Source organism: Paenibacillus sp. FSL H8-0261 (assembly GCF_045040645.1).
Lineage (GTDB): Bacteria > Bacillota > Bacilli > Paenibacillales > Paenibacillaceae > Paenibacillus_AQ.
On sequence record NZ_CP150297.1, the window covers coordinates 5,090,238 to 5,112,530 of the forward strand.

Annotated in this window: 24 protein-coding genes and 1 pseudogene; 6 read left to right on the top strand and 19 right to left on the bottom strand. The window is 44.2% G+C overall.

Translation table 11 applies throughout. The features are described from left to right. Positions 1-18 precede the first annotated feature (18 nt). The 3 genes from MHI27_RS22710 to MHI27_RS22720 all read right to left on the bottom strand — a co-directional run bounded on the left by MHI27_RS22710 (position 19) and on the right by MHI27_RS22720 (position 3,586). On the bottom strand, positions 19-1,017 hold the full coding sequence (locus MHI27_RS22710; RefSeq protein ID WP_405174761.1) for a sensor histidine kinase: 999 nt from the start codon (positions 1,015-1,017) through the stop codon (positions 19-21). Then, complete coding sequence (locus tag MHI27_RS22715; protein ID WP_340971935.1) at positions 1,014-1,715, bottom strand: response regulator transcription factor; 702 nt, start codon at positions 1,713-1,715, stop codon at positions 1,014-1,016. Before MHI27_RS22715 ends, MHI27_RS22710 begins: the two co-directional genes overlap by 4 nt. Positions 1,716-2,791: 1,076 nt before the next feature. Next, a complete protein-coding gene (locus tag MHI27_RS22720; protein WP_042190589.1) occupies positions 2,792-3,586 on the bottom strand; it encodes a TIGR00266 family protein in 795 nt (264 codons plus the stop codon). 481 nt (positions 3,587-4,067) lie between these two features. Between MHI27_RS22720 and MHI27_RS22725 the strand changes: the two genes are divergently transcribed. After that, on the top strand, positions 4,068-4,964 hold the full coding sequence (locus tag MHI27_RS22725) for a rhodanese-related sulfurtransferase (RefSeq protein WP_405174762.1): 897 nt from the start codon (positions 4,068-4,070) through the stop codon (positions 4,962-4,964). Between the two features lie 257 nt (positions 4,965-5,221). On the opposite strand, the gene MHI27_RS22730 is transcribed toward MHI27_RS22725, so the two are convergent. The 6 genes and pseudogenes from MHI27_RS22730 to MHI27_RS22755 all read right to left on the bottom strand — a co-directional run. Continuing rightward, complete coding sequence (locus tag MHI27_RS22730) at positions 5,222-5,893, bottom strand: YitT family protein (RefSeq protein ID WP_076284668.1); 672 nt, start codon at positions 5,891-5,893, stop codon at positions 5,222-5,224. Between the two features lie 317 nt (positions 5,894-6,210). Continuing rightward, entirely contained in the window at positions 6,211-6,711 is a 501-nt protein-coding gene (locus tag MHI27_RS22735; protein ID WP_042190595.1) for a Crp/Fnr family transcriptional regulator, read from the bottom strand. A 259-nt stretch (positions 6,712-6,970) separates the two neighbouring features. Next, positions 6,971-8,899, bottom strand: a complete 1,929-nt coding sequence (locus MHI27_RS22740; RefSeq protein ID WP_042190597.1) for a fructose-specific PTS transporter subunit EIIC — start codon at positions 8,897-8,899, stop codon at positions 6,971-6,973. Positions 8,900-8,937: 38 nt separating this feature from the next. After that, positions 8,938-9,849 carry a 1-phosphofructokinase gene (gene pfkB, locus MHI27_RS22745; RefSeq protein WP_341052500.1) on the bottom strand — a complete coding sequence of 304 codons (912 nt, stop codon included), beginning with the start codon at positions 9,847-9,849 and terminating at the stop codon, positions 8,938-8,940. A 146-nt stretch (positions 9,850-9,995) separates the two neighbouring features. Next, entirely contained in the window at positions 9,996-10,535 is a 540-nt protein-coding gene (locus MHI27_RS22750; RefSeq protein WP_405176780.1) for a DeoR/GlpR family DNA-binding transcription regulator, read from the bottom strand. Positions 10,536-10,586: 51 nt separating this feature from the next. Further along, positions 10,587-10,769, bottom strand: a pseudogene (locus tag MHI27_RS22755) (DeoR family transcriptional regulator); the annotation flags it as partial. Between the two features lie 309 nt (positions 10,770-11,078). Here MHI27_RS22755 and MHI27_RS22760 point away from each other — a divergent pair. Both MHI27_RS22760 and MHI27_RS22765 read left to right on the top strand, forming a co-directional pair. Beyond that, the gene (locus MHI27_RS22760; protein ID WP_405174763.1) at positions 11,079-11,378 is read left to right on the top strand and encodes a hypothetical protein; all 300 of its coding nucleotides are present in this window, start codon (positions 11,079-11,081) and stop codon (positions 11,376-11,378) included. Between the two features lie 199 nt (positions 11,379-11,577). After that, on the top strand, positions 11,578-12,687 hold the full coding sequence (locus MHI27_RS22765) for an AI-2E family transporter (RefSeq protein ID WP_076284674.1): 1,110 nt from the start codon (positions 11,578-11,580) through the stop codon (positions 12,685-12,687). Between the two features lie 93 nt (positions 12,688-12,780). Here the strand turns inward: MHI27_RS22765 and MHI27_RS22770 are convergent, their stop codons facing one another. From MHI27_RS22770 to rnhA, 3 genes are read right to left on the bottom strand one after another with little or no spacing between them, the layout of a single operon-like run. Then, entirely contained in the window at positions 12,781-13,185 is a 405-nt protein-coding gene (locus tag MHI27_RS22770; protein WP_042190609.1) for a hypothetical protein, read from the bottom strand. A gap of 31 nt (positions 13,186-13,216) precedes the next feature. After that, positions 13,217-13,885: a uracil-DNA glycosylase gene (gene ung / locus MHI27_RS22775; RefSeq protein WP_076284675.1), complete on the bottom strand. Its 669-nt coding sequence runs from the start codon at positions 13,883-13,885 to the stop codon at positions 13,217-13,219. Positions 13,886-13,929: 44 nt separating this feature from the next. Then, positions 13,930-14,592 carry a ribonuclease H gene (gene rnhA / locus MHI27_RS22780; protein ID WP_076284676.1) on the bottom strand — a complete coding sequence of 221 codons (663 nt, stop codon included), beginning with the start codon at positions 14,590-14,592 and terminating at the stop codon, positions 13,930-13,932. Between the two features lie 310 nt (positions 14,593-14,902). Between rnhA and MHI27_RS22785 the strand changes: the two genes are divergently transcribed. Continuing rightward, positions 14,903-15,475: a hypothetical protein gene (locus tag MHI27_RS22785; protein WP_042190616.1), complete on the top strand. Its 573-nt coding sequence runs from the start codon at positions 14,903-14,905 to the stop codon at positions 15,473-15,475. 56 nt (positions 15,476-15,531) lie between these two features. On the opposite strand, the gene MHI27_RS22790 is transcribed toward MHI27_RS22785, so the two are convergent. The 5 genes from MHI27_RS22790 to MHI27_RS22810 form a co-directional block, all read right to left on the bottom strand. Next, a complete protein-coding gene (locus tag MHI27_RS22790) occupies positions 15,532-16,104 on the bottom strand; it encodes a type 1 glutamine amidotransferase family protein (RefSeq protein WP_405174764.1) in 573 nt (190 codons plus the stop codon). Beyond that, complete coding sequence (locus MHI27_RS22795) at positions 16,105-17,217, bottom strand: hypothetical protein (protein WP_405174765.1); 1,113 nt, start codon at positions 17,215-17,217, stop codon at positions 16,105-16,107. A gap of 100 nt (positions 17,218-17,317) precedes the next feature. Then, the gene (locus MHI27_RS22800) at positions 17,318-17,965 is read right to left on the bottom strand and encodes a hypothetical protein (RefSeq protein WP_405174766.1); all 648 of its coding nucleotides are present in this window, start codon (positions 17,963-17,965) and stop codon (positions 17,318-17,320) included. Between the two features lie 16 nt (positions 17,966-17,981). After that, on the bottom strand, positions 17,982-18,512 hold the full coding sequence (locus tag MHI27_RS22805; RefSeq protein ID WP_405174767.1) for a hypothetical protein: 531 nt from the start codon (positions 18,510-18,512) through the stop codon (positions 17,982-17,984). A 7-nt stretch (positions 18,513-18,519) separates the two neighbouring features. Next, complete coding sequence (locus tag MHI27_RS22810) at positions 18,520-18,681, bottom strand: hypothetical protein (protein ID WP_405174768.1); 162 nt, start codon at positions 18,679-18,681, stop codon at positions 18,520-18,522. A gap of 97 nt (positions 18,682-18,778) precedes the next feature. On the opposite strand from MHI27_RS22810, the gene MHI27_RS22815 reads away from it, so the two are divergent. After that, the gene (locus tag MHI27_RS22815; protein WP_042190628.1) at positions 18,779-18,997 is read left to right on the top strand and encodes a hypothetical protein; all 219 of its coding nucleotides are present in this window, start codon (positions 18,779-18,781) and stop codon (positions 18,995-18,997) included. An 87-nt stretch (positions 18,998-19,084) separates the two neighbouring features. On the opposite strand, the gene MHI27_RS22820 is transcribed toward MHI27_RS22815, so the two are convergent. Further along, entirely contained in the window at positions 19,085-20,098 is a 1,014-nt protein-coding gene (locus MHI27_RS22820) for a Gfo/Idh/MocA family protein (protein ID WP_042190630.1), read from the bottom strand. A 131-nt stretch (positions 20,099-20,229) separates the two neighbouring features. Then, positions 20,230-21,084: a sugar phosphate isomerase/epimerase family protein gene (locus MHI27_RS22825; RefSeq protein WP_405174769.1), complete on the bottom strand. Its 855-nt coding sequence runs from the start codon at positions 21,082-21,084 to the stop codon at positions 20,230-20,232. Positions 21,085-21,257: 173 nt separating this feature from the next. On the opposite strand from MHI27_RS22825, the gene MHI27_RS22830 reads away from it, so the two are divergent. Then, on the top strand, positions 21,258-22,163 hold the full coding sequence (locus MHI27_RS22830; RefSeq protein ID WP_405174770.1) for a helix-turn-helix domain-containing protein: 906 nt from the start codon (positions 21,258-21,260) through the stop codon (positions 22,161-22,163). The last annotated feature ends 130 nt before the right edge of the window (positions 22,164-22,293 follow it).

Below are 22,293 nucleotides of genomic sequence, written 5' to 3' on the forward strand. Positions count from 1 at the left end.
CTCTAACTTACAATGACCTTACATTTTTGTAAGGTTGGACTCCCTAAACACTATCCGCACGGTCGTGCCCTTACCTTCTTCTGAGCAAATGCTCACCTCGTGACCAAGTTTTCCGCAGATCTGTTTCACAAGATATAGACCCATCCCCGTGGATTCTTGAAAGGTTCGTCCATTCACACCTGTAAAATAAGGATCAAACACACGCGGCAGATCACCTGCTGGAATGCCAACCCCTTCATCTCGTATCTCCAGTACTGCTCTCTTTTCTTCTTGTATGTACCCATGGAAATATACATGTTTGCCGACTTCCGTCGTATAACGTATTGCATTCGTAATAATTTGCGTAAGCACAAAACTTAGCCATTTCTCATCTGTGGTTACGGCGATTCGTTCATCTATTTTAATAGTAGGAAATATACGGTTACGTATGAACAGACGCTTCTGCTCTGAGGTCACGCTACGTACGAGGGTTTCCAAATCCAAACGTTCCACGTAAAAATCATGCTCAAAAGTATCTAGCCGAGCCGTATAAAGTACAGTGTCCAGTCCTTTTTTCAGACGGTCCAGTTCATCACCTATCGCCGTAAAAGGCGGTCCGTCTTTATCTTGAATCATCAAATGGATGACAGACAATGGCGTCTTCATCCCATGCACCCACTGATTAATAAAGTGAATATGTTCCTCCAGCTTGTGGCGGTAGCTGTGTAAATCATTTTTGTAGAGGCGGAATTGTGACCCTAGTAGTCCTCGTAAACTCACGGCAAGCGGAGAATCCTGTGATGGACCGCCAGCTTCATCTAGAGAGGTGGGTACAGTCTCCAGTCGTTCATAGAACGTACGATTGCTGATATACCGATAAGCGAGGTAGCCAAGCAGCAGACAAGTGCTGAGAAGAGCAGCGTACAGACTAACACTCACCCCACTGCCCCCATCCAGCCGATATACTAGTGTGATCAAGATGAGCTGTGCTAGATAGACAACAATTAAAGGGATCTGCTCCCTTAAAAATAGCTTCAATCCTCATCCCCCCAATTCGGAATCAAGCGGTAGCCTTGACCTCGAACGGTTTGTAGACCGTCCGTAATCTCAAGAGCAGCAAGCTTTTTACGTACACGGGTGACATAGACATTAAGCGTATTCTCATCCACAAAGGCTTGATCATCCCAGATTTTTTCGAGCAGTCTGTCGCGGGTAACAATAGTTCCCGACTTTTGCATCAGCTCATCTAGTATCTTGGCTTCCGTGTGACTTAAATCCACTTTGGCTTCTCCTCGGGTAAGGACTAGTCGCTCCACATCCAGTGCCATTCCGGCAACGGTTAGTGTACGCTCATTGTTGCTTCCCGCATAAGTACCGTAGGCGCGTCGTAGCTGGCTTTTAATTTTGGCCATCGCAATTTCGTAATCAAAGGGCTTCGTAATATAATCGTCGGCTCCGTTCTCCAACGCCATCACCTGATCCATTTTGCCATCGCGGGCAGATATAAAAAGGATAGGGCAGGTGGAAATCCCACGAATCTGGCGGCACCAATAATACCCATCGTATTTTGGCAAATTAACATCTAAAAGAACCAAGTGCGGAGCGAACGTCTCAAACTGAGTGCGAACCCGCTCGAAATCATTCACAGCCTGTGTTTCATATCCAAACTTATGTAAATAATCCTGTAGCAGAGCCACCAGTCCACGGTCATCTTCTATAATAAATATTTTGAACATATCATGCCTCCGGTCACAGCCTTAACAATATAGTACGTGTTCAAAAAGTACGGTTTTCAGCACCGAGAAGATTGGATGAAGATAGAAACTGAGGAGCGGAGCGTAGTGGAAGCTACGTGAGCACCGGAAGTTTCGCCTGAATTCAATATTCGATGTCGAATAATCTTCTTGGAATACTTCGTGATCAAAAGCGGACTTTTTGAACAACCTCTTATAAGGGCTTTGCCAAATAATATATACATCGCGGACAGGGTTAGTCAAATTGTTAGGGGGATTGTGCGATAGATCGTCAGCGTAAAGTTAGGCTGATCGTCATGCGTAATGTGAGGCAAATCGTCATGCCTAACGCGAGGCAGGTATTTGATGGTTATGAATTAAACTATCCCAAGCCCAACCTCTAAAAAAAGACCCGTGAATGAGCATAATCATTCACGGGTCTCACTATATAGTTAGTTGCAGATACAGTAGCGGTGGACATCACAGAGTCGATAATTCAAACGTCGAATGGTGATATCACATCGAACATAAGTAACCAATGTCTTGCTGAAGCAATTAGAAATGGATCCGGCCATTCTACGGGATTTATACCGTTCTTTTGGCTGGATTCACTCAATCCGGCCATTTCTACGGGATTTATACCGTTCTTTTGGCTGGATTTGCTCAATCCGGCCATTTCTACGGGATTTATACCGTTCTTTTGGTGGATTCGCTCAATCCGTGCAAATCAAGGGTATTTTTACCCTTCTTTCACTCCATTTGGGCTAATTCCCAGAAATCTAGGGCATTTTTACCCTTCTTTCACTCCATTTGGGCCAATTCCCAGAAATCTAGGGCATTTTTACCCCTCTTTCGCCCCATTTGGGCCAATTCCCAGAAATCTAGGGTATTTTTACCCCTCTTTCGCTCCATTTGGGCCATTTCCCAGAAATCTATGGCATTTTTGCCCCTCTTTCGCGCTATTCGGGCCAACACGCACAGGACAAGGGTATTTCTGCCCTTGTCTCCCCCTAATAAGCCACTCGCTAAAACCGCTTATTCTGTGCCTCGAATGTTCTACCCATCAACCTCGCCCAAACCTATCTGCCATCCAGCAGATTGCCGAGTCCCCCAAGTACGCTGCCTTCTTCTTTGCGTCCGCTGTTACCAGCTGCGGACAGAATGCGGTCAGCCATACGGCTGAATGGCAGTGACTGCACCCACACCTTGCCGGGTCCGCGCAGCGTGGCGAAGAACAGGCCCTCGCCGCCGAATAGGGCGGTTTTGACACCTTTTACAAATTCAATATTATAATCCACGGAAGACGTCATAGCGACAAGACAACCTGTGTCCAACTTGAGCGTCTCTCCCGGCTGCAGTGTGCGTTCCATAACGTAGCCGCCAGAGTGTACGAATGCAAGACCGTCGCCCTCCAGCTTTTGCATAATAAAGCCTTCTCCACCAAAAAATCCGGTGCCCAGCTTGCGCTGAAATTCAATACCGATCGAGACTCCCTTCGCCGCACAGAGGAATGAATCCTTTTGACAGATCACTTTTCCAGCATATTGCTGAAGATCGAGCGGGATGATTTTCCCTGGATATGGGGCAGCAAAGGTGACACTTTTTCGTCCATAAGAACCGCTGTGTGTGAATACGGTCATGAACAAGCTTTCCCCTGTCAACAGACGCTTGCCCGCACCCATCAGCTTACCCATCAGTCCGCTTCCTCGCGTCCCCCCACTACCATCACCAAAGATCGTCTCCATCGTAATTTCCTGATCCATCATCATGAAGCTTCCAGCTTCGGCAATTACACTCTCTCCGGGGTCAAGTTGCACCTCCACACACTGAATTTCCTCGCCCATAATGACATAATCAATCTCGTGAGCACTCATCCCGCAGTTCCTCCTTATTATTAAAGTCACCATGTGACTCTTCGAATGAAAATTAATACGCGCGTTGTGATTCATGGTTTCGCCAATCATAACTATCCATGTTATTCGCCTATTTCCAGCAAAAAAAGTCAACCAAAATTCTGGCTGACCTTAATCGTAGTATCCCCGAAAAATGCAGGTTATCCCAGCCGACAAAACGACTACATCCAACAGGATGAATACAGTACCTACTTTGACTCCTACATCCACTGATCAGTAGCGACAAAATATCGTCTCATCCACTCGCTCCGCCACTTCGCAGACTTCCCCCATAGGCATGATGATTCAGACATATTCATTGCGCTGTTTTTCTTACTAATATCCAAGTTTTAACCATTACCGATTCAAGAGTATCTTTTTCAAGTCTTGATAATATGTTACAATACTTTTTATACTTAAACGTTTATTTAGTAGTCTAATTCTAATGATAAAGGTGAAAAGAATGAAACCACAATCGGAATATGCAATTCTGCTATACTATAAATTTGTAAAAGTGCCGGATGCAGAACAATTCGCTCAGGAGCATTTGGCTTACTGCAAAGAGCTTGACGTAAAGGGACGAATTCTCATCTCAGATGAGGGCATTAACGGGACACTGTCCGGTACGATTGCCCAAACCGAGCAATACATGAAGGATTTGCGCGCAAATCCGCTGTTTAGCGATATCGTCTTCAAGATCGATGAGGCTGATGGTCATGCCTTCAAAAAGATCTTCGTTCGTTATAAAAAGGAACTCGTGACGTTCCGGGTCGAGGATGAACTGGACCCTAACGTGATTACCGGAGAGCATCTGGCGCCTAAAGATTTCTATGAAATGATGAAGCGCGATGATGTGGTAATTCTAGACGGTCGTACCGGCTACGAATTCGATCTTGGTCATTTCCGCGGTTCCATCCGCCCTGAAGTAGACAGCTTCAAAGAATTCCCGGACTGGATTCGCGAGAATATGAGCGAGCTAAAAGATAAACCAATCCTAACCTACTGTACAGGCGGAATCCGCTGCGAGAAATTAAGCGGGTTTATGATGAAGGAAGGCTTCCAGCAGGTGTACCAGCTGGATGGCGGCATTGTGACTTATGGTAAAGACCCTGAGGTACAGGGCCAACTGTTTGATGGAAAATGTTATGTCTTCGATGAGCGGATCTCCGTACAGATTAATCATACCGACGAGGATATCATTGTTGGTCGTTGCCATCACTGCGGTCAGCCAGCTGACCAATTCATCAACTGCGCCAACGATGCTTGCCACCTTCAGCATATTTGCTGTGAGGACTGTGAAGCACAGCACAGTGGTCATTGCTCGGACGAATGCGAAGCCATCACGAATGCCGTGGGCTAAATAAAAGGGCAAGCTGGTCGCAAATGTCTCTACACGATTCAAAGACGAGCACAAGAGAGTCTTAAATTAACTAAAAGGTGGCGTACAGGATTTTCACTGTACGCCACCTTTTGTTATGAGCGAAACGTCCAAGCAACGCCACTGAGATCTTCAACCCTTTAAATCACGTCACTTATACAACAAAAAAAGTCAACCAGAAATTCTGGCTGACCTTAAATATAGTATATCCCCGAAATAAGCTGTTTATACAGTCTTATTCATATTACCGTACCATCATGTGGCTTACGAAGCGTAGACTGAATCTTTGGCGCCTTCACTAACTTTGGTTTACCTAAAGAGGTTGTAAAGGTGATCACATAACCAGCTACAACTACCGCCATCACCGTATACATCGTTTCTCTAACAGGCATATAAAAGAGTGATAATGCCAGAACGACTACGTCCAACATGATGAATACTGTACCTACTTTAATTCCCTTCCATTCACTGATCAGCAGCGACAAAATATCGTCTCCACCACTTGCGCCGCCGCTTCGCAGAATAATTCCCGCGCCTAAACCTGTCAGTACGCCAGACAAAAGAGCTGCTAATGCCAAGTTGCTCTGCAAGTTGATGACCAAACCGGAATAACGTTCCATGAGTCCGTAAAAGATTGTAAAAGCTCCTACAGAAACAAAAGTGTTGCACACGAACGCTTTCCCTTTGAACATCCATGCAATCAAGAGTACTGGAACGTCTAGAAGCAGAGTTGAAATTGAAGGTGAAATTCCTAATACATATTTGCCGAGTAGCGATAATCCTACGAATCCGCCCTCAGACAAATGGTTCTGAAAATTGATGTGATAATAAGCAAATGCAAGCAAAAATGTTCCAAACAAAATGACTGTCAACCGGAGCAGTACATTCACTCCGTAATTGTGGTTCCTCATACAGGTCTCCCCTTATCGTATATGGCGGCTAAACGTCCCACCAACCTCTACGACGGGTAAAACCGGAGGTATTGCTCCTTCGCATATATATACTCCTTCCCCTCGCAGAGGCGGTTCGTCGAGTAACAACGGTTCACGTACCTTCTACAGGGAAGCTAAGTATAAGACAGATCATAACGTTTCCAAATCGTCCTTTGGGGAATCGTCCTTCGGGGACACATGGTATCCTGATCCTTTCTGTAATTTAATAAGTTCTGAATACATTATACCACGGAGATCCCCTACTCTAAACAGTTAGCTATAAAAATAGGCAGGAATCACTCCACGGTACGCAACAAACGATTGACTGTTTCGCGTCTCACACCGATTAATTGTCCAATTTCTTCCTGTGTCAAAAGCTCTGTTAGCGCTGCGCCATGAGAGTAGTCATTGAACCAACGGGTTAAGAGCTCCATACGTTCTGCGGGTGTTCCAACAGTAAGGTGATCAAGCCGAGTCTGCATAAACCGTACCTTCTCCTGAAGAAGGATGGCGATTTCCATCGCTCGACCTGGCTCATCACGTACCTGTTGATACCATTCCGCTGAAGGAACTGCCTCCACCTCGCTCTTCATCATCGCAACCGCTGTTCCATGCGCCTCCTTTGGCGAAATGAGTGAATGATGGGGAACCATCTCACCAGGATACAAGATGTTGAACAACACCATGTTCCCATTTTCATGAAGCCTTGTTACCTTGAACAGCCCATTTTTCACCTTATATAAGAATTCGCAGCTGTCCCCTTGACGGAACAAGACCTCCCCCTTGTGCAGTATCATCTCGCTCGCTCCTTTGCCCTCTTGTTATATATATTTTCAATTATACAAAAATAAACCTCAATGAAGGAGATTATTCTCGCAAGGGTTGAGGGGCATACGTGGTCAAAGTTTAGGTAAGAAGAACGCCTTCGGCTTCCTCTTAGGGACGATGAATAGAAGAATAGTTTTTAGCGTAAGTATAAAAATTCTTATATTTCAAAAAAACTGCCGAGCACCAGAAGAAGCGTCTGGCACCCAGCAGTTCAAATTATTTATTTTATTACTTTGCCTCAAGAGGTTTCTTCCATAATCCGAGCATTAATCCGGAAATAACAGATCCGATCAGAACGGCCAATAAGAACAACAACGCATGACTCGAAAGCGCGGCTACAAAGATCCCACCATGCGGTGCTGGTACGTTGATATTCCAAAACTGAGTGAGACCACCAGCTACAGCTGAACCTAGGATACAAGAAGTCAGGACACGCAGTGGATCGGCAGCGGCGAATGGAATCGCCCCTTCTGTAATGAACGATAAGCCCAATACATAGTTTGTTAACCCTGATTTACGTTCTGATTCTGTAAATTTGTTCTTGAAGAAGGTAGTAGCCAGCGCTATTGCAAGTGGAGGAACCATACCGCCTGCCATTACAGCCGCCATCATGAATCCGTTAGTATTTCCACTGGTAGTGAATACCCCGATGGCAAAAGTGTAGGCCGCTTTATTGAAAGGACCTCCCATATCAATAGCCATCATTCCACCGAGAACGAGACCCAGAATTACTGCATTAACGGTTCCAAGATCGTTAAGCCAATTAATGAGTCCTACGTTCATCCAGCTAAAGATCGGATCGAACAGGTAATACATCAATCCACCGGTTATCAATAGACCAAATACCGGATATAACAGAATCGGCTTTAATCCGTCGAGCGTTTTTGGAAGACCTGCAAACAGTTTGCGCAGACCGATAACAACATAACCAGCCAAGAAACCCGCAGCCAGACCGCCGAGGAATCCAGCGTTGGAATTCAAGGCCATGTAACCGCCAACCATACCTGGCATCAGGGCTGGACGGTCACCAATACTAATCGCAATAAATCCAGCAAGAACCGGAATTAGGAAATGGAAGGCACCATCACCGCCACCAATCGTCTGCAGCAGTTGGAATAGAGGGTGATTCTCTCCACCGACTTGTTCAATCAGGAAGGAGATCGCCAGCAGAATACCACCGCCGACTACAAACGGCAGCATGTGGGAGATACCGTTCATTAAGTCCTTGTATATTTTACTCCCGATACTGCCGGACTTCTCTTTCGACTCTCCTTCATTACCACTACGACCTTCATTATGGTAAATCGGTGCATCGCCGTTCATTGCTTTGCGAATGAGCTCTTCCGATTTGCGAATACCGTCACTAACCGGTCTTTGCAGTACTGGCTTACCATCAAAACGGGCCATTTCCACTTGTTTATCTGCTGCCACAATTACACCACTTGCACGCCGAATCTCATCGGGTGTTAAGACATTTTTGGCACCTTCTGAACCATTTGTCTCTACACGGATATTAACACCCATTTCCAGAGCCTTCTTCTTGAGCGCATCTTCAGCCATAAAGGTATGCGCAATTCCAGTAGGACAAGCAGTAACAGCTACGACGAATGCTTGGGAATCCGGGTTGCCGACGATTAGCTTTTCAGGTTCTGACTTCTTGACAGCTTCAGCAGCTTCGCTCTCTTTCTCCTTGGCTTCTCCTTCCGCCTGCTTCGCATCGAACAAGGCGGATACCTCATCTGGCGTTCGGGTATTCATCAGCTGTTCAATGAATTCGCTATCGATCAACAGTCTGGACAGCGAGGCCAATGTACGAAGATGCATGTTGCCCGCTCCTTCTGGGGCGGCAATCATAAAGAAGATCCGAGCCGGCTCATCATCAAGCGATTCGAATTCGACGCCCGTCGCACTCTTGGCAAACACAACGGTCGCTTCATTCACCGCTTTAGTCTTGGCATGTGGCATTGCGATACCGCCACCAATCCCAGTACTGGACTGCTCTTCACGCTTGAGGATCATCTCTTTAAATAGAACAGGATCATTGATACGACCACTTGCGGCAAGACTGGCAATCAATTCATCAATTGCACCTTCCTTAGTGGTTGCTTTTAAATCCATAATCATTGTATCTTTTATCATCAAATCCGTAATTCTCATATCTTCCAACTCCCTTGAGTACTTTGAATGCTGTTAGCTTACACTTCTGAGATGTTGATCAGCGGTCTCAGCTGCTCAATGAATGCTCTATCTGCCAGGTCATCAGAGAAAGCTGTTGCGCTACCTGAGGCAACACCTGCACGGAAAGCTTCCATTAAATCTCCAGTCAAAGAAAATGTGCCAACGAATCCAGCGATCATAGAATCGCCTGCGCCTACAGAATTCTTTACTGCTCCTTTTGGAGCATTGGCGTGGTATACCCCCTGTTCCGTAATGAACAAGGCACCTTCACCAGCCATTGAAACTAACACATGCTTCGCGCCAGCTTCGAGCAGCTTGCGACCATAAGTAATAATTTCTTCCTTAGTCTGTATCGTAACGCCGAATAGCTCTGCAAGCTCATGATGATTAGGCTTAACGAGCAACGGCTGATGAGGGAGTGCCTTTTTCAGCGCTGAACCTGTAGTATCAATGACAAATTCGGCCCCTCTTTGCTTGCATACAGATATCAACTTGTCATAGAAATCAGCACCCAGTGAAGGAGGAACACTTCCGGACAATATCACAACATCGCCTGTATTCAGAACAGCCATCTTCTGTAATAATGCCTCTGCCTCCGTATCTCGGATGATGGGCCCTGCACCATTAATCTCCGTTTCCTCTCCATGCTTAAGCTTGATATTAATTCGGGTATCATCAGAAACAAATACGAAATCACTTGAAATCGACTCTTTCCGCAACCATTCCTCAATATATCGTCCAGTGAATCCACCAAGGAAGCCTATAGCTTTATTCTGAACCTCAAGCTGATTTAACACGCGTGATACGTTGATCCCTTTACCTCCAGGAAGCTTCAAATCACGTTTCATCCGGTTTAAGCCACCTAGTCTCAAATCTTCAACTTCCACGATGTAATCGATGGAAGGATTAAGCGTTACTGTATAGATCATAATTATCCCTCAATTATTTTGGTTTTCTAAGCCATAGATTACCGGCTAAACATGCGGCAAATGTAATTTCTCCAAACGATCTTACAATGATTCCATACCACTCAAATTAAGACATTTTCTAACCGTAGAACATCCTCCACCTAAGGTCATACCAGCGAGAAATCTACGCCCATTTGCGTAATCTCACGGATGAACTTATCTGACGCACCAGAATCAATAATGCAGTGATCCATTTCCGTCACGTCGGCAACCTTACAGAAGGATACTTGACCGAGCTTGCTATGATCAGCCAGAAGAATTACTTGCTTCGCAACCGAGATCATCTTACGTTTGGTCGCTGCTTCAAGCATATTAGGTGTAGTGATTCCTTCTCGTAAGTCTAATCCGTTGGTTGCAAGAAAGGTTTTATCAACTCTTACCATCTCTAAAGAGCGCTCTGTAATCGGTCCTACAAAAGCCAATGTATCCGGCCGCAACATTCCGCCTGTAATCGAGACTTCTATATTGCGACAATCCCGCAGTTCATTAAGCGCCATAATCGAATTCGTAATGACTTTGATATTAGAAAAAGCCCTCAGCTCTTTGGCAATCTGTAGCGTTGTGGTTCCAGCATCCAGCAGAATAGCATCGCCTTCCTGAATCATCTCTACGGCCTTGCGTGCTATCCTCTGCTTCTCATCCAACAATCGATCTTCCTTATCTGGATAAGTCGCCTCAAAGTTAACACTCTGCAGGGATACTGCCCCGCCGTGCGTTCGTTTCAGCAACTTGGCTTCTTCAAGCTCTTTCAGGTCACGGCGCACAGTAGACTCAGACACGCCCAGTTCCTGACTTAGCTCCTGTACCGAAGCTCTTGAATTCTTTTCCACAAAAAGCACGATTCTTTGTTTTCTCTCTTCCTCAAACAACATCGTGGTTCGCTCCTTTAAGTTACAGTGCTATCCCATTTATTAAATGCGCTTATCTTTGGAAATCCATGACCATTATTTGATTATATATGACTGTTATTGATCATTTGTGCTCGTTTATGATTTTAACAGCGTTTTCATCATCTGTAAAGCGCTTTAACATTAAAAATGATACTCCGGCAAAATGTAATAAATGGAATGATTTCATGCTTTGCTCAAGGTGAAACAAGCCCATAAGAAAATTACATACCAATTGCCTATCTCCTCACTGATGTTTAAAACATATTAATACTACATATAGGAAAAAGCGGGTGATCAGAAATGACCAACGGAAGAAATAACAAAAAAATGGGCGGTAACAGCAATGCTAAGAGTAACGGAAATAGTAATGGAAATAGTAATGGAAATAACAACGGGAACGGTAATAGTGAGGAAACAGCAGAATTAAGTGCTGAAGATTATGAAATCATTGCTGCCGCACTGGCCACTTTAGGGGAATTTTTTGCTTTTTTATCTCTCGTCAAGGCAAGACAAGTTACGAAGGAAACCGGAGGCAAGATTGAAGTACCAGAAATATTCACCCTTTCCACGAAGAAACCTTCTAGACGGAAGTTAAGATGATCCACAAAGCCCCCGAGCGATTTATATGATGATGTTATGGTTATGTGTTGTGAACAACTTACTTGGCGTAGCCTCAGTCATAGGGTCATCCTCCACGGATATGCCAAGAACTACCTATAGGAGAGTAATCCATTCTTTTGAATCAAGTCATGTGAATTAGGGTTATTAAACTACATAGATTATATTTTGAACTTGGGGGATGTTCCTATTGCAACAACAGAAGTATTTTCGGACAAGTCTTGCTATTATCGCTTTTTTACTTATTTTGTACTTGGGCTCCAAAGTAATGTTTCTATTCGCACCACTGGCTGCCATTATCAGATTATTACTCGTTCCCATGGTACTATCAGGTTTCATGTACTACTTATTACGACCGTTAGTAAGAGTTCTTGAGAAAAGAAAATTAAACCGGGCATTCTCCATCCTGCTCATTTATTTCTTGTTTGCCGGATTGTTTATTCTCTTCTGGGTTCTAGTCTGGCCGACACTGCAAGAACAAATTCAGAACTTTATTGATAACACGCCTTACCTTGTTCAGGGATTACAGGATCAGTTCAATGCTTTAAGGGATAATCCGACACTCTCACGCTTTTTCCAAGGGGACTCCGACGTAGCTGCCCGTATATCAGAATATCTTAGCGAGGCTATTACTTGGGTGACCAATTCGATGTCCAATTTGATCGGCGTAGTTTCCAGCATTGTTATTCTAATCGCTACCTTGCCCATCATTTTGTATTACATGCTAAAAGATGATTATAAGCTGTCACCAAAACTACAGGGCTTAATCCCTAGAAAGTACCGTAAAGAAAGCAAAGAAATGTTCGGGGATATCGACAGCGCACTGAGCAGTTTCATCGTCACACGTGTAGTGCTAAACGTCGTACTCGGTATTATGTTGTATATCGGTTTCCTTATCATCGGATTGCCTTATTCACTGCTGCTCGCAGTAATTTCAGTACCGCTCAATTTCATTCCTTATGTGGGTTCTTTCCTTGCGGGAGTACCCGTAGTTATTGTTGGATTCATTGAATCACCCACGATGGCAATATGGTCGCTGGTCGTCATATTCATTGCACAGCAAATCCAAGATAATGTACTCTCACCGATCATTTACGGCAAATCATTAGATGTGCATCCACTGACCACGGTCCTACTTGTTCTTATAGGTGGGGATTTCTACGGTATTATTGGTGTGCTTATTGCGCTGCCCGTCTATATGATTGCCAAAATTATTTTTTTACGAGTGTATGAGATTATTGTTGCAGATCGAGAGGAAGAGGCTGAGCCTCTCAAGCATGAGAATCTATAGCACTTACGAACTGAATGAGATTCCATAAATAAAAAAAGGTACATCTCCAATTGGAGATGTACCTTTTTGTGCTTCTTTATAGGATTACTGAAATTAACCTCGCAAAGAACGAACTACAAAAATATGATTGCCTTTCATAAGGTTCTGTCCATCCTGAAGTGTAACTGAACCTTTGGTATGCGAAATGATGGTCGTATTCAGAGCAATCAGCCGATCTTCTTTCCAAACACTTACAGCCGATTTAAAGTATACTGCATTATCAAATTGCTGCCGTTCCCTCATCACATAACCCACAGAATGCAAGACTGGAGGCAGTGCTCTTTCTCTAGGAGCCAAAGCTTTGATGACCACAATATCCCGAAATGGCACAGCAATTTCCTGATGACCGATGACCGCTACAGAAGCGGAAAGATCCCATTTGCGCAGAATGCCTTTCATGATCGTGTAAGGTTCGTCCCCGCAGTACATGATAACCGGTTTACCAACCCAATGCTTCATTGCTCCCTCCCCCTTCCCAACATCCCATTAGTTATATGTCCGAAATGAACCAATCGATTCCTTTCATTCCCTTCGACTCCAAAAACTGATTGACCTTCGAAAAAGGACGGCTACCAAAGAATCCACGATACGACGAGAGCGGACTCGGATGCGGAGACTGAATAACCTCATGACGACTTTGGTCTATGAAGGCACCCTTTTTCTGTGAATGACTTCCCCATAAAATAAACACCATCGGCGTAGTTCTTTCATTTAACTTCTTCATTATGGTGTCTGTGAATGTCTCCCAGCCTAGACCTTTATGAGAATTCGGCTCTCCCTCACGTACCGTTAGTACTGAGTTGAGCATAAGCACTCCCTGTTCTGCCCATCGCAGTAAGGATCCGTGATTTGGAATTGGTACACCGATATCCTCCGATAACTCCGTATAAATATTACGCAGTGAAGGCGGTATACGCACCCCCGGATTTACCGAGAAGCTTAAACCGTGTGCTTGTCCCGCTCCATGGTATGGGTCCTGTCCCAAAATAACAACCCTTGTCTCACTATAAGGTGTATGCTTTAACGCCGTGAACAGTAATTCTTTTGGCGGATAGACTGTATGTTCCTTATATTCACTTTCCAGATTAGCCATTAGCTCCAGAAAATAGGGCTTTTGCATTTCATCCTGTAATATCTCATCCCAATCGTTGCCGAACATCCCCAATTCTCCTCCTCTAGCCGAAACCCAGAACCTTACTGTAACTATTTCCGACCATAATCTGCTTTAATTTCGCCCCACTCTTTAGTCTGCCACTTAAGCACTTTATTGTCATATGTATTGGTTTGCAACCAACGTTCTGCCCGATCAATAAGTACCCATATTTCCTCGGTTGAAGCATCGCGTGGCAAGGTTGTCGCTACTTTCTTCTGCTTTACCCACTTCATTGCATTCACAGAGTCGCTGTAGACTGTCTTATTACTTCCCTCTTTCTTCAGGAGCGCCAAAGCATGCACAATCGCTAAAAACTCACCTAGATTATTAGTGCCCTTCTTGATCGGCCCACAAGAGAAGATAATATCTCCGGTTTGCGTATCCACACCCTTATATTCGACTGGACCCGGATTGCCACGAGTTCCTACATCCACAGAAATGCTGTTGTAATCGATCTCCGCTGAGGTTTCCACTGTAGCACTTCGTTTAAAAGAACTTGTCCCCTTAGACTTAGCCGCACCGGATGCTGATGACCCTGTTCCCCAATTACCTTTCCAGCCCGCTGTGTATGCCGCATCTGCCGCCGCTTTAGATTCATACGATTTATATTTGGCTCCGGTATAGTGATCGGTCTGCGCCTGGCATTCCGCCCAAGTGCTATAGACTCCCGGCTGCTTGCCTTCCCATACTACATAATATTTCTGTTTAGCCATTGGTACAGCTCCTTTTTTCACCTTAACTTATTGTAATCCAAAATGCTTCCTCATCAAAAGAAGAATGTTATTTTTCGTGAATTTCTTCGAATAATTCATATTTTCCAGGTCATACTATACGCCAGAGATGTCCAGGCCTATATTACCATTTGTAGAATGATCGGTAAATATTATTGTGTCCACAAGCAGAAACGCCTTCAGCGTACCTCAAGGACGGTAAGCGTTTGTGCTTACACCACATTAATACTAACTAATCAGTCTATATTAAGCTCGTAGGATATCAGTACAATTACTCAGGGAGGTTATACAGATGAGAAAGATAGCAAGCGTAGCCGCAGTATTTGCAATTGTGCTGTTGGTCGGATGCGGAAACTCAACCAATAACAATGCCAATGTTACCCCTACCGCCACAACTACACCTGGTAACACCAATAACGCTGGCAACACTAATAACACCACTGATGCTGTAACCTCAGCGTCGGTAGTGGATAATGAAGAGGCCTTTAAAAAGGCAATCAGTGCGGACGGTACTTGGATTGCTGCTACGCTGAAAGACTTAACCTTCACCGAGGATCTCGTGCTGGACGGACAATTCACGAATAAAGATGAACCTGCTCGAAAAATCGCTCTCTACACACAAGATGCAGAGCACAATATTACTAACTCCTATAAACTAACTGCACCAAAACTTACGATCAAAAGTAAAAACGCCCGTATTCAAGGCGGCACATTTATTGGTGATGTATACGTCGAAGCAGATGGCTTCAGTTTAGTAAATGCAACGGTTGAAGGGAATGTTTACTTCGCAGATGCTAAGTATCAATCCACCTTCGATACCTCGGATCAAGGAAAAGTAACGGGTGTTACAGAAGTGAAAAAGTAAGTAAAAAGGTGCTCTCAAGTCGATAAGACCTGAGAACACCTTTTTTCATGACTTCATTATTCTTGATAAAACCCATTTTTGAAAAAGTTATACCATCCATCGATTTGTTCTAATGGCATAACCTTTAACTTCTTCAAGACTTCTCTTGTAAATTCCAAAGAAGCCGTACCATTAGCAGTAATGATATCCTCACTCGAAACGGTCTGTTTTTCTAAAAAATTTGCGTGTCCTTTATAATTAGGAGCGAACTCTTTTAAGTAATCTAATGAATTTCCAGTGTGAGGAATCTCATCTAAATAGCCACGCTCTGCCAAAAAGGTTGATGCGTCACATATAGCCGCTATAGGAGTTCTATTCTGAATACAACTTTCAATCACTGGAGTAATCGCTGAATTATCTTTCCAGCCTGTACCCCCAATTAAAATTAACATTTCAAACTGGGCGGGTAAACTATCTATAGTATAGTCTGGAATAATAGTAAATCCGCCCATAGATTGTACATTGTCGCTATTTAAAGAAACTGTCTTAACTTTGTATTCACTTTCTGGCTTGTTTAGTTCGGCACTTATATAGCCAGCTTCCCAATCTGCATATCCATTAGAAATAAAAATCAATACTTCTTTTTTCATTTACTGATCCCCCTCAAGTTTCAACAACGTATCTGCAACTTCCCGCCCGTTAACCAACAGTACAATCCGATGTTCCCCGGGATAATGACGACGAGTGGTTAAATCCGCCCAGCGATGCGTCCGTTTGCCTGACAGAATTGTACCCCCAGGTACTGTTTTATCCGATAATAAGAAAGGTTTACGAGAGGTTCGACCTGTAGCCTTCACGAAATAGATGCCATATTCTATTCGAACACGGGCTGGAGCTCCTTCACAAACTTGAAGTTCGTATTGTAATTCAGAGTTTTCTCCAATTCGCAATTGGGTAGGATCAATCGTTATAGAAGCACTCGTTATGAGTGGTGTTGCTTCGTCTGCTTGCTCCGCATATCCGAATAAAGCCATAATCTCCGGATTAGCTTTACGGATTAAAGAACGACAACCATGCCGCACAATCCAGTCTGTGAGGGGATCTATACCTATCCAGCGGCGAGCTGTCTCAAGTACCACCTCCGGGTGATCCTTCGCAATATCGTTCAAATGGTTAGCCACGCTCTTGCGCACATATAGGGAAGAATCCGCCTTAAGCTGCTCAAGCACAGGCAGCACAGGGGCTGGATTTAGCTTAAACATGGGGAGAGCCTGTCCCCATGGAAGACGAGGACGACACCCCTCACTTGCTAACCGGCGCACATGCTCATCGGGGTGCTTCGACCATACTAACATTTGCTCCATCATCCGCTCCGGTTCACGCAAGAGAAACGGTCTAACCGCAAATTCTGCTGACGACTTCGGTGTGAACCTTTCCAGCGCCTGCATAGACAGCTCCCAATGCTCAGCCCCTTGACCAAATACCTCTACAAAATCTGGAAAGATCAAGTATGGAAATCCCACACAATCCTCAGTAATAGCGAACAGAATCGCCAGTGCTTCCTCATAAGGAAGCTGTAAATGACTTCCCAGTGTCTCCGTAATCCGCCGCATCCTTGCCTTCAGTTCGAGCGTATCCCAAGGTTCAGCCATAGCCGAAATTACAAATGCATCAGTGTCGAAAACACTATGTACACTGCGAATCTTTTCGCCAAAACCATGCAGAAATTGTTCATTGTACATCGCTTTTAAAGGTTCAGCCATTGTGTATCCCTCATTTTCTTCTATAAATCATCAGAAGTTAATCTGTTATGAAATCGTAGCACACCCAATTTGACAACAGTGTGTCAACTTCGGCTATTCCCTAATCTAGAACATAAACCTGCCTAGTATCGAGATTAATCATTCGACTTCTCGTATCATTACGCGAAATATAAATAGGTTGTCCGGTAGAGTCGATCCAATATGAGATGGGAATCGAAATTCCACAATTTCGGTAAGATCCGTCAGCATGGCTTGTCCCAATAATCATCGTGTTATATTTCACAGCAATCCTAGTGGCTTCCTCGATCCATAATTCAAATTGTTCTTCGCTGAACATGCCTACCCCAATCGGATGTGCGATGAAATCTAACGACTTAGCCTGTCCTTCCAAACCAGCGTATCCTTGCAGAAGCTCAACACACAGCAAATAACCAATACTAAGGCCATCCGCTTCCGCAACTGACGGGCGATACAGCTGTTCATCCATCGGCGATTTGGCTCGTTCCAAAATGATGTCCCCAGAAGGATGAATCATTAGCGCTCTATCCTTGTTATTGCTGTTCCTATATCCTGTAATGATCAGCTTTTCATATGTTTTGGCGACTTCACATAAAGTCTTCACACTGGCTTCATCTGCTACATAACCTTCTGGATACAACACCGCGTCAAAAGAATCCTGTCTGCTCATTTCTTTGAGCAAATGCTCCAAATGGGGTTCGTGATTAGGTTGCGCTACGAGTAATTTCATATTTCCCCTCCAACGGTTAATTAATTAGCACCTTCACCTGTTCTAAGCTTTGCTCTGCACGACTGTTCAAAGCTCTCTTATCTTTAAGGCCAAGCTCCTTAAGCTCATGTCCAGGGTCAATGACCAGCGGCTGTGAGATTACATTTTCGAGAATTTGCACAGCAACTTTACAGGCCTCAAATAATAGTTCTTTTGAGATCACTTGTTTATGAGAACCAATAATCCCTACCAGTTTCTCTGTGTAGATCAATCTAACCAGACTATCCGCACTCATCATATTCCGCGAGGCAAAAGAAGATACCTTCTCCACAATCCAGCTGTCTTGATAGTTTCTCGATAAAGCGTCTAGTGCAGTAATTGCATCCCAATCTCGGATTGACAACTGCTCGGCGTACGCCAAGGCCATTTCATTGAGCCATTCTATCTCTTGTTCTCTAGGAATTTCAAAACTCTTATACTCCTTAAGCAAACCTGCCTTATGCATATCTAAAAAATGACCCAGGAATCGTGTGTATAACTCCTTGGCTCTTTGTAGCTGTTCAGTCATTTGGCGATCATCCTTTCACTACACAAATCATATCCGTCCGCAGGTTTCTTTTCAAACCAGAAAGTAAAAAAAAGACAGACAGCGAAACAACTTCGCTACCTGCCTTCGGATGATCTTCGGATTTTAATACAATTACAACCAAATTTCGCATATTTTTGACCGAAATCAAGTAATTCCTCCTCAAATTCATCCGTAAATCGTGGTAAAATAGTTCCTTAGGATTATTTATATTCATACATGTTGAAGATATCACCGGAGGGAATACCATGCCACATACACTTAATAAAAATATTGATTTTTTCATAGCCGCTTTATCCCAAACTTATATCACTGCCCTACAGCTTGATCCTGATGGAATGTATTCTGAGGTTGCCTCAGGAATCGTTGAAGAGTTCTCCGATGTACAGGTACGCCTTAGAAGATATGACGGCTCCGTATCACACTATGCTAGGGACAACACAAAATTCCAGCGCAATAAAGGTTAGCTGAGAATGCATGCCAAAAAGACGTGACTGAGAAATCATCTGCAATGATCGTTCCTCCAGTCACGCCTATGCATCCTCTATATCCTGCTAGTTAAGTACAATCCATTCCCCTTCGGCATTCGCTGACTGTACTTCCGCCTCTATGATTTCCAAAGAATCTGCTGCACTCTCAGGCGTACAAATGATAATCGGCTTATCTTGAATAATCGCATCCAAGAAATAGACCAGCTCTCTGTAGTAACCCGCATCCGGGGAAAGCTCCACCGTAAAGCCTGCTCCATCATTGGGATTCACCTTGACTCCACTACCATCAAATACAACATTTCCTCGCTCGAAGTTAACCCTGTACCCCATGTAGAATCCAAAGTCGCCCTCCAGCGTCCAGTCCACCTGAGCATTGATCACCTTTGCATCCTTATAAAAATAGTGTGTAGAAGCAATATCATATCCGCTTCCCGGTAGAACATTTCGTCCCAAGGTCGATACTTTATCCGGTCTGCCGAACAGATAGTTAATCATATCCGTATCGTGAATATGCATATCCACAATGCATCCACCGCTTAGCTTCTCATCCAGAAACCAATCTTTAGGAGCCCCTGAACCACGGTAGAAATACCCTTCTGTCACTTTACCAAATTGCTCAGTTTCCACAACTTCTTTCAAATATTCATACCCTGGCCAAAAACGCAGGCACTGCCCGATCATCAATTTCTTTCCACTGCGCTCTGCTGCTTCTACCATTTTCTGCGCTTCTACTGAAGTTCTAGCCATCGGCTTCTCACAAAAGACATGATATCCTCGTTCCAGCAGCGAACAAGCCATTTCAGCATGCAGGTAAGTAGGAACTGCAATATCGATCATATCCAGTTCCTCATTCGCTATCATTTTCTCCAGATCATCATAGAGACTGTAAGCTGTTAAATCATACACTTCTCGAGCGGTACTCATATTGCCGTCCGCTTTACCGTCTTTCAATTCCTCAATTCGCAAGTCACAGATGGCTTTAAGGGCGATGGGATGCCCCTCTTCCGTTAAGCGAACATAATTATCAAAATGCATCCGGCCCATAAATCCAAAGCCAATCAAACCTATTTTCAACATAGTGAAGCCTCCCCAGCTAAATGATTAATAATTAAACAAGCTCTAAGCTCTATCCAAGCACCTTCCAGCCCAGCGGATTGTATCTCAGCCTCAATGATTGCTATAGACTGAGCATCACCTTCCCCCTTACTTTAAGCTTTGAAAGTGGTACGTCCGAGAATGGCATCCATAGCTGCAGAAGTATTAAAAATAATTTGCTCCGTATAATGTGTGTATGACGGTATCATTTCACCGGTAACATAATTGTTGTATCCAATGTCTTCAAGCGCTTTCATAACTGCTGGATAATCGACATCTCCGGCAAGCAGATCAACAAATCCATGAAGCCCACCAGCCGTCCGACGGTAATCCTTGAAATGCACCTTTTTAATTCTATGGGTTAGAATCCGTATCCACTGCTCTGGATAACCGGAATGCACGATATTTCCAACATCAAGATAGGAACCTACATAACTGGAACCGACCGTATCAATAAAAGTACGTAATTCAAGCGGAGACAGCAAGAATTTATTCCACACATTTTCAAGACCAATCGAAACGCCTGCTTGCTCAGCATCCTTGGCTAAATGACTAATCGCTTCCAGCGCTCTATCATAAGCTTTTTCATAATCAACAACCTCACAGCCCTCGATGAAATCCACACCAACAGCGCCAGGGATGACAAGAATTGTATCTACACCTAGCGCAGCCGCCAGCTCCAGTTGCTTTTTGCATACGTCGATTGCCTTGGTTCGATTCGCTTCAGATTCACTAGTCATCGCATAAGACCAATATAGACCTGTTGCCAGCCCCGCGATCTCCAGACCCGTTTCATTAATAGAATCACGAAGGATACGCGCTTCTTTCTCAGTGGTTTGCAGGCCAAGTTCACCTGACTCATTTAATGACAGCTCGATCCCCTCAAATCCAGCCGCTTTGGCTAGACGTACGCATTCTTTAATTTCAGTTCCTTCGCGAAACGACCAGATGTTTATTCCCTTTTTCATTTAAATCCTCCTCCTATTTGTTCTTTTCCGTTTTCCACTTCCTAGGCTTAGATGCACTTTGTATCCTTTAATTATTTATATTATACTAGATTTAAAATTCGATTTATTTAGGCGAAGAAGAGACTTTTTGCATTATTCCGGTCTATTCTATTAATCATTCAGGAGGCAGTGACATGTCTGACAAAGATCCCTCTTACCCACTAAGAAAGCAGGTACCCTCTCGTGATTGGGCACCCGGAATTCACTATGCACAATTGCAGACACTTCCACCTTGCACCTTCCAAAGAAGAAGGCTATATGACTTCGAGCTACTATATGTTCGCCAGGGCAAATTATTAACAAAGATGGATAAGGAAGAATATATACTGAACGCTGGGCAGCTTATTTTCCTCTCATCTGGGGTATATCATCAGAATATTATCCTGTCAGATTCAGACACTAAGCTTATTGGAATCCATTTTGATTTCTTTGGGGAATCAATTATTACACATGATGAAGATATGGTAGTTAATGAGGATGAAGTCATACACGATAAATTCGCCTTTGAAGCCGTAACTGTCCCCTTCATGCCATTGTCACAAGAACCGATCTACTCCCCGCCACCCGAATGTGTTCATGCCATGGAACAGCTCGTTCATGAATTCACTATGCGGCCTGCCGGCTATGAGTGGGTCTGTCGAGGGCTACTACTTGGTATTCTGACTTCGCTGCTTCGAACGCAAAGCTCCCGAGATGCAGCTAAGTCATCAGTTCACACCGAGCGGATCAGGGCATTAATAGACGAGATAGAAGAGCGGTTAACAGAACGCTGGACCAATAAATCCATGGCCACATCCATGAATATGCATGAGGACCATTTTGCCAAGCTCTTTCGAGAGGTCGCAGGTATGCCTCCCGGAGAATATCTCCGCTCGATCCGGCATAGGGAAGCGCGTAAGCTGCTGCGAGAAACGGATTGGCCGATTGAGAGGGTGGGCGATCAGGTCGGCTATCCCGATATCCATTATTTCAGCAGGGTGTTCACGGCGAATGAGGGGATTTCTCCGCGGGCGTATCGCAAGTTGTCCCGGATTCTCTAGATACGGAAACCCCAGAACATCTCAATCCAAGTAAGAAGAACTCGCCAAAAACATTGCGGTTGATGGATTCATGCTTATGATTAAAAAGCAAAAGCCCCCTTCCCTGAAAAATCGAAGAAGGGGGCGGCTC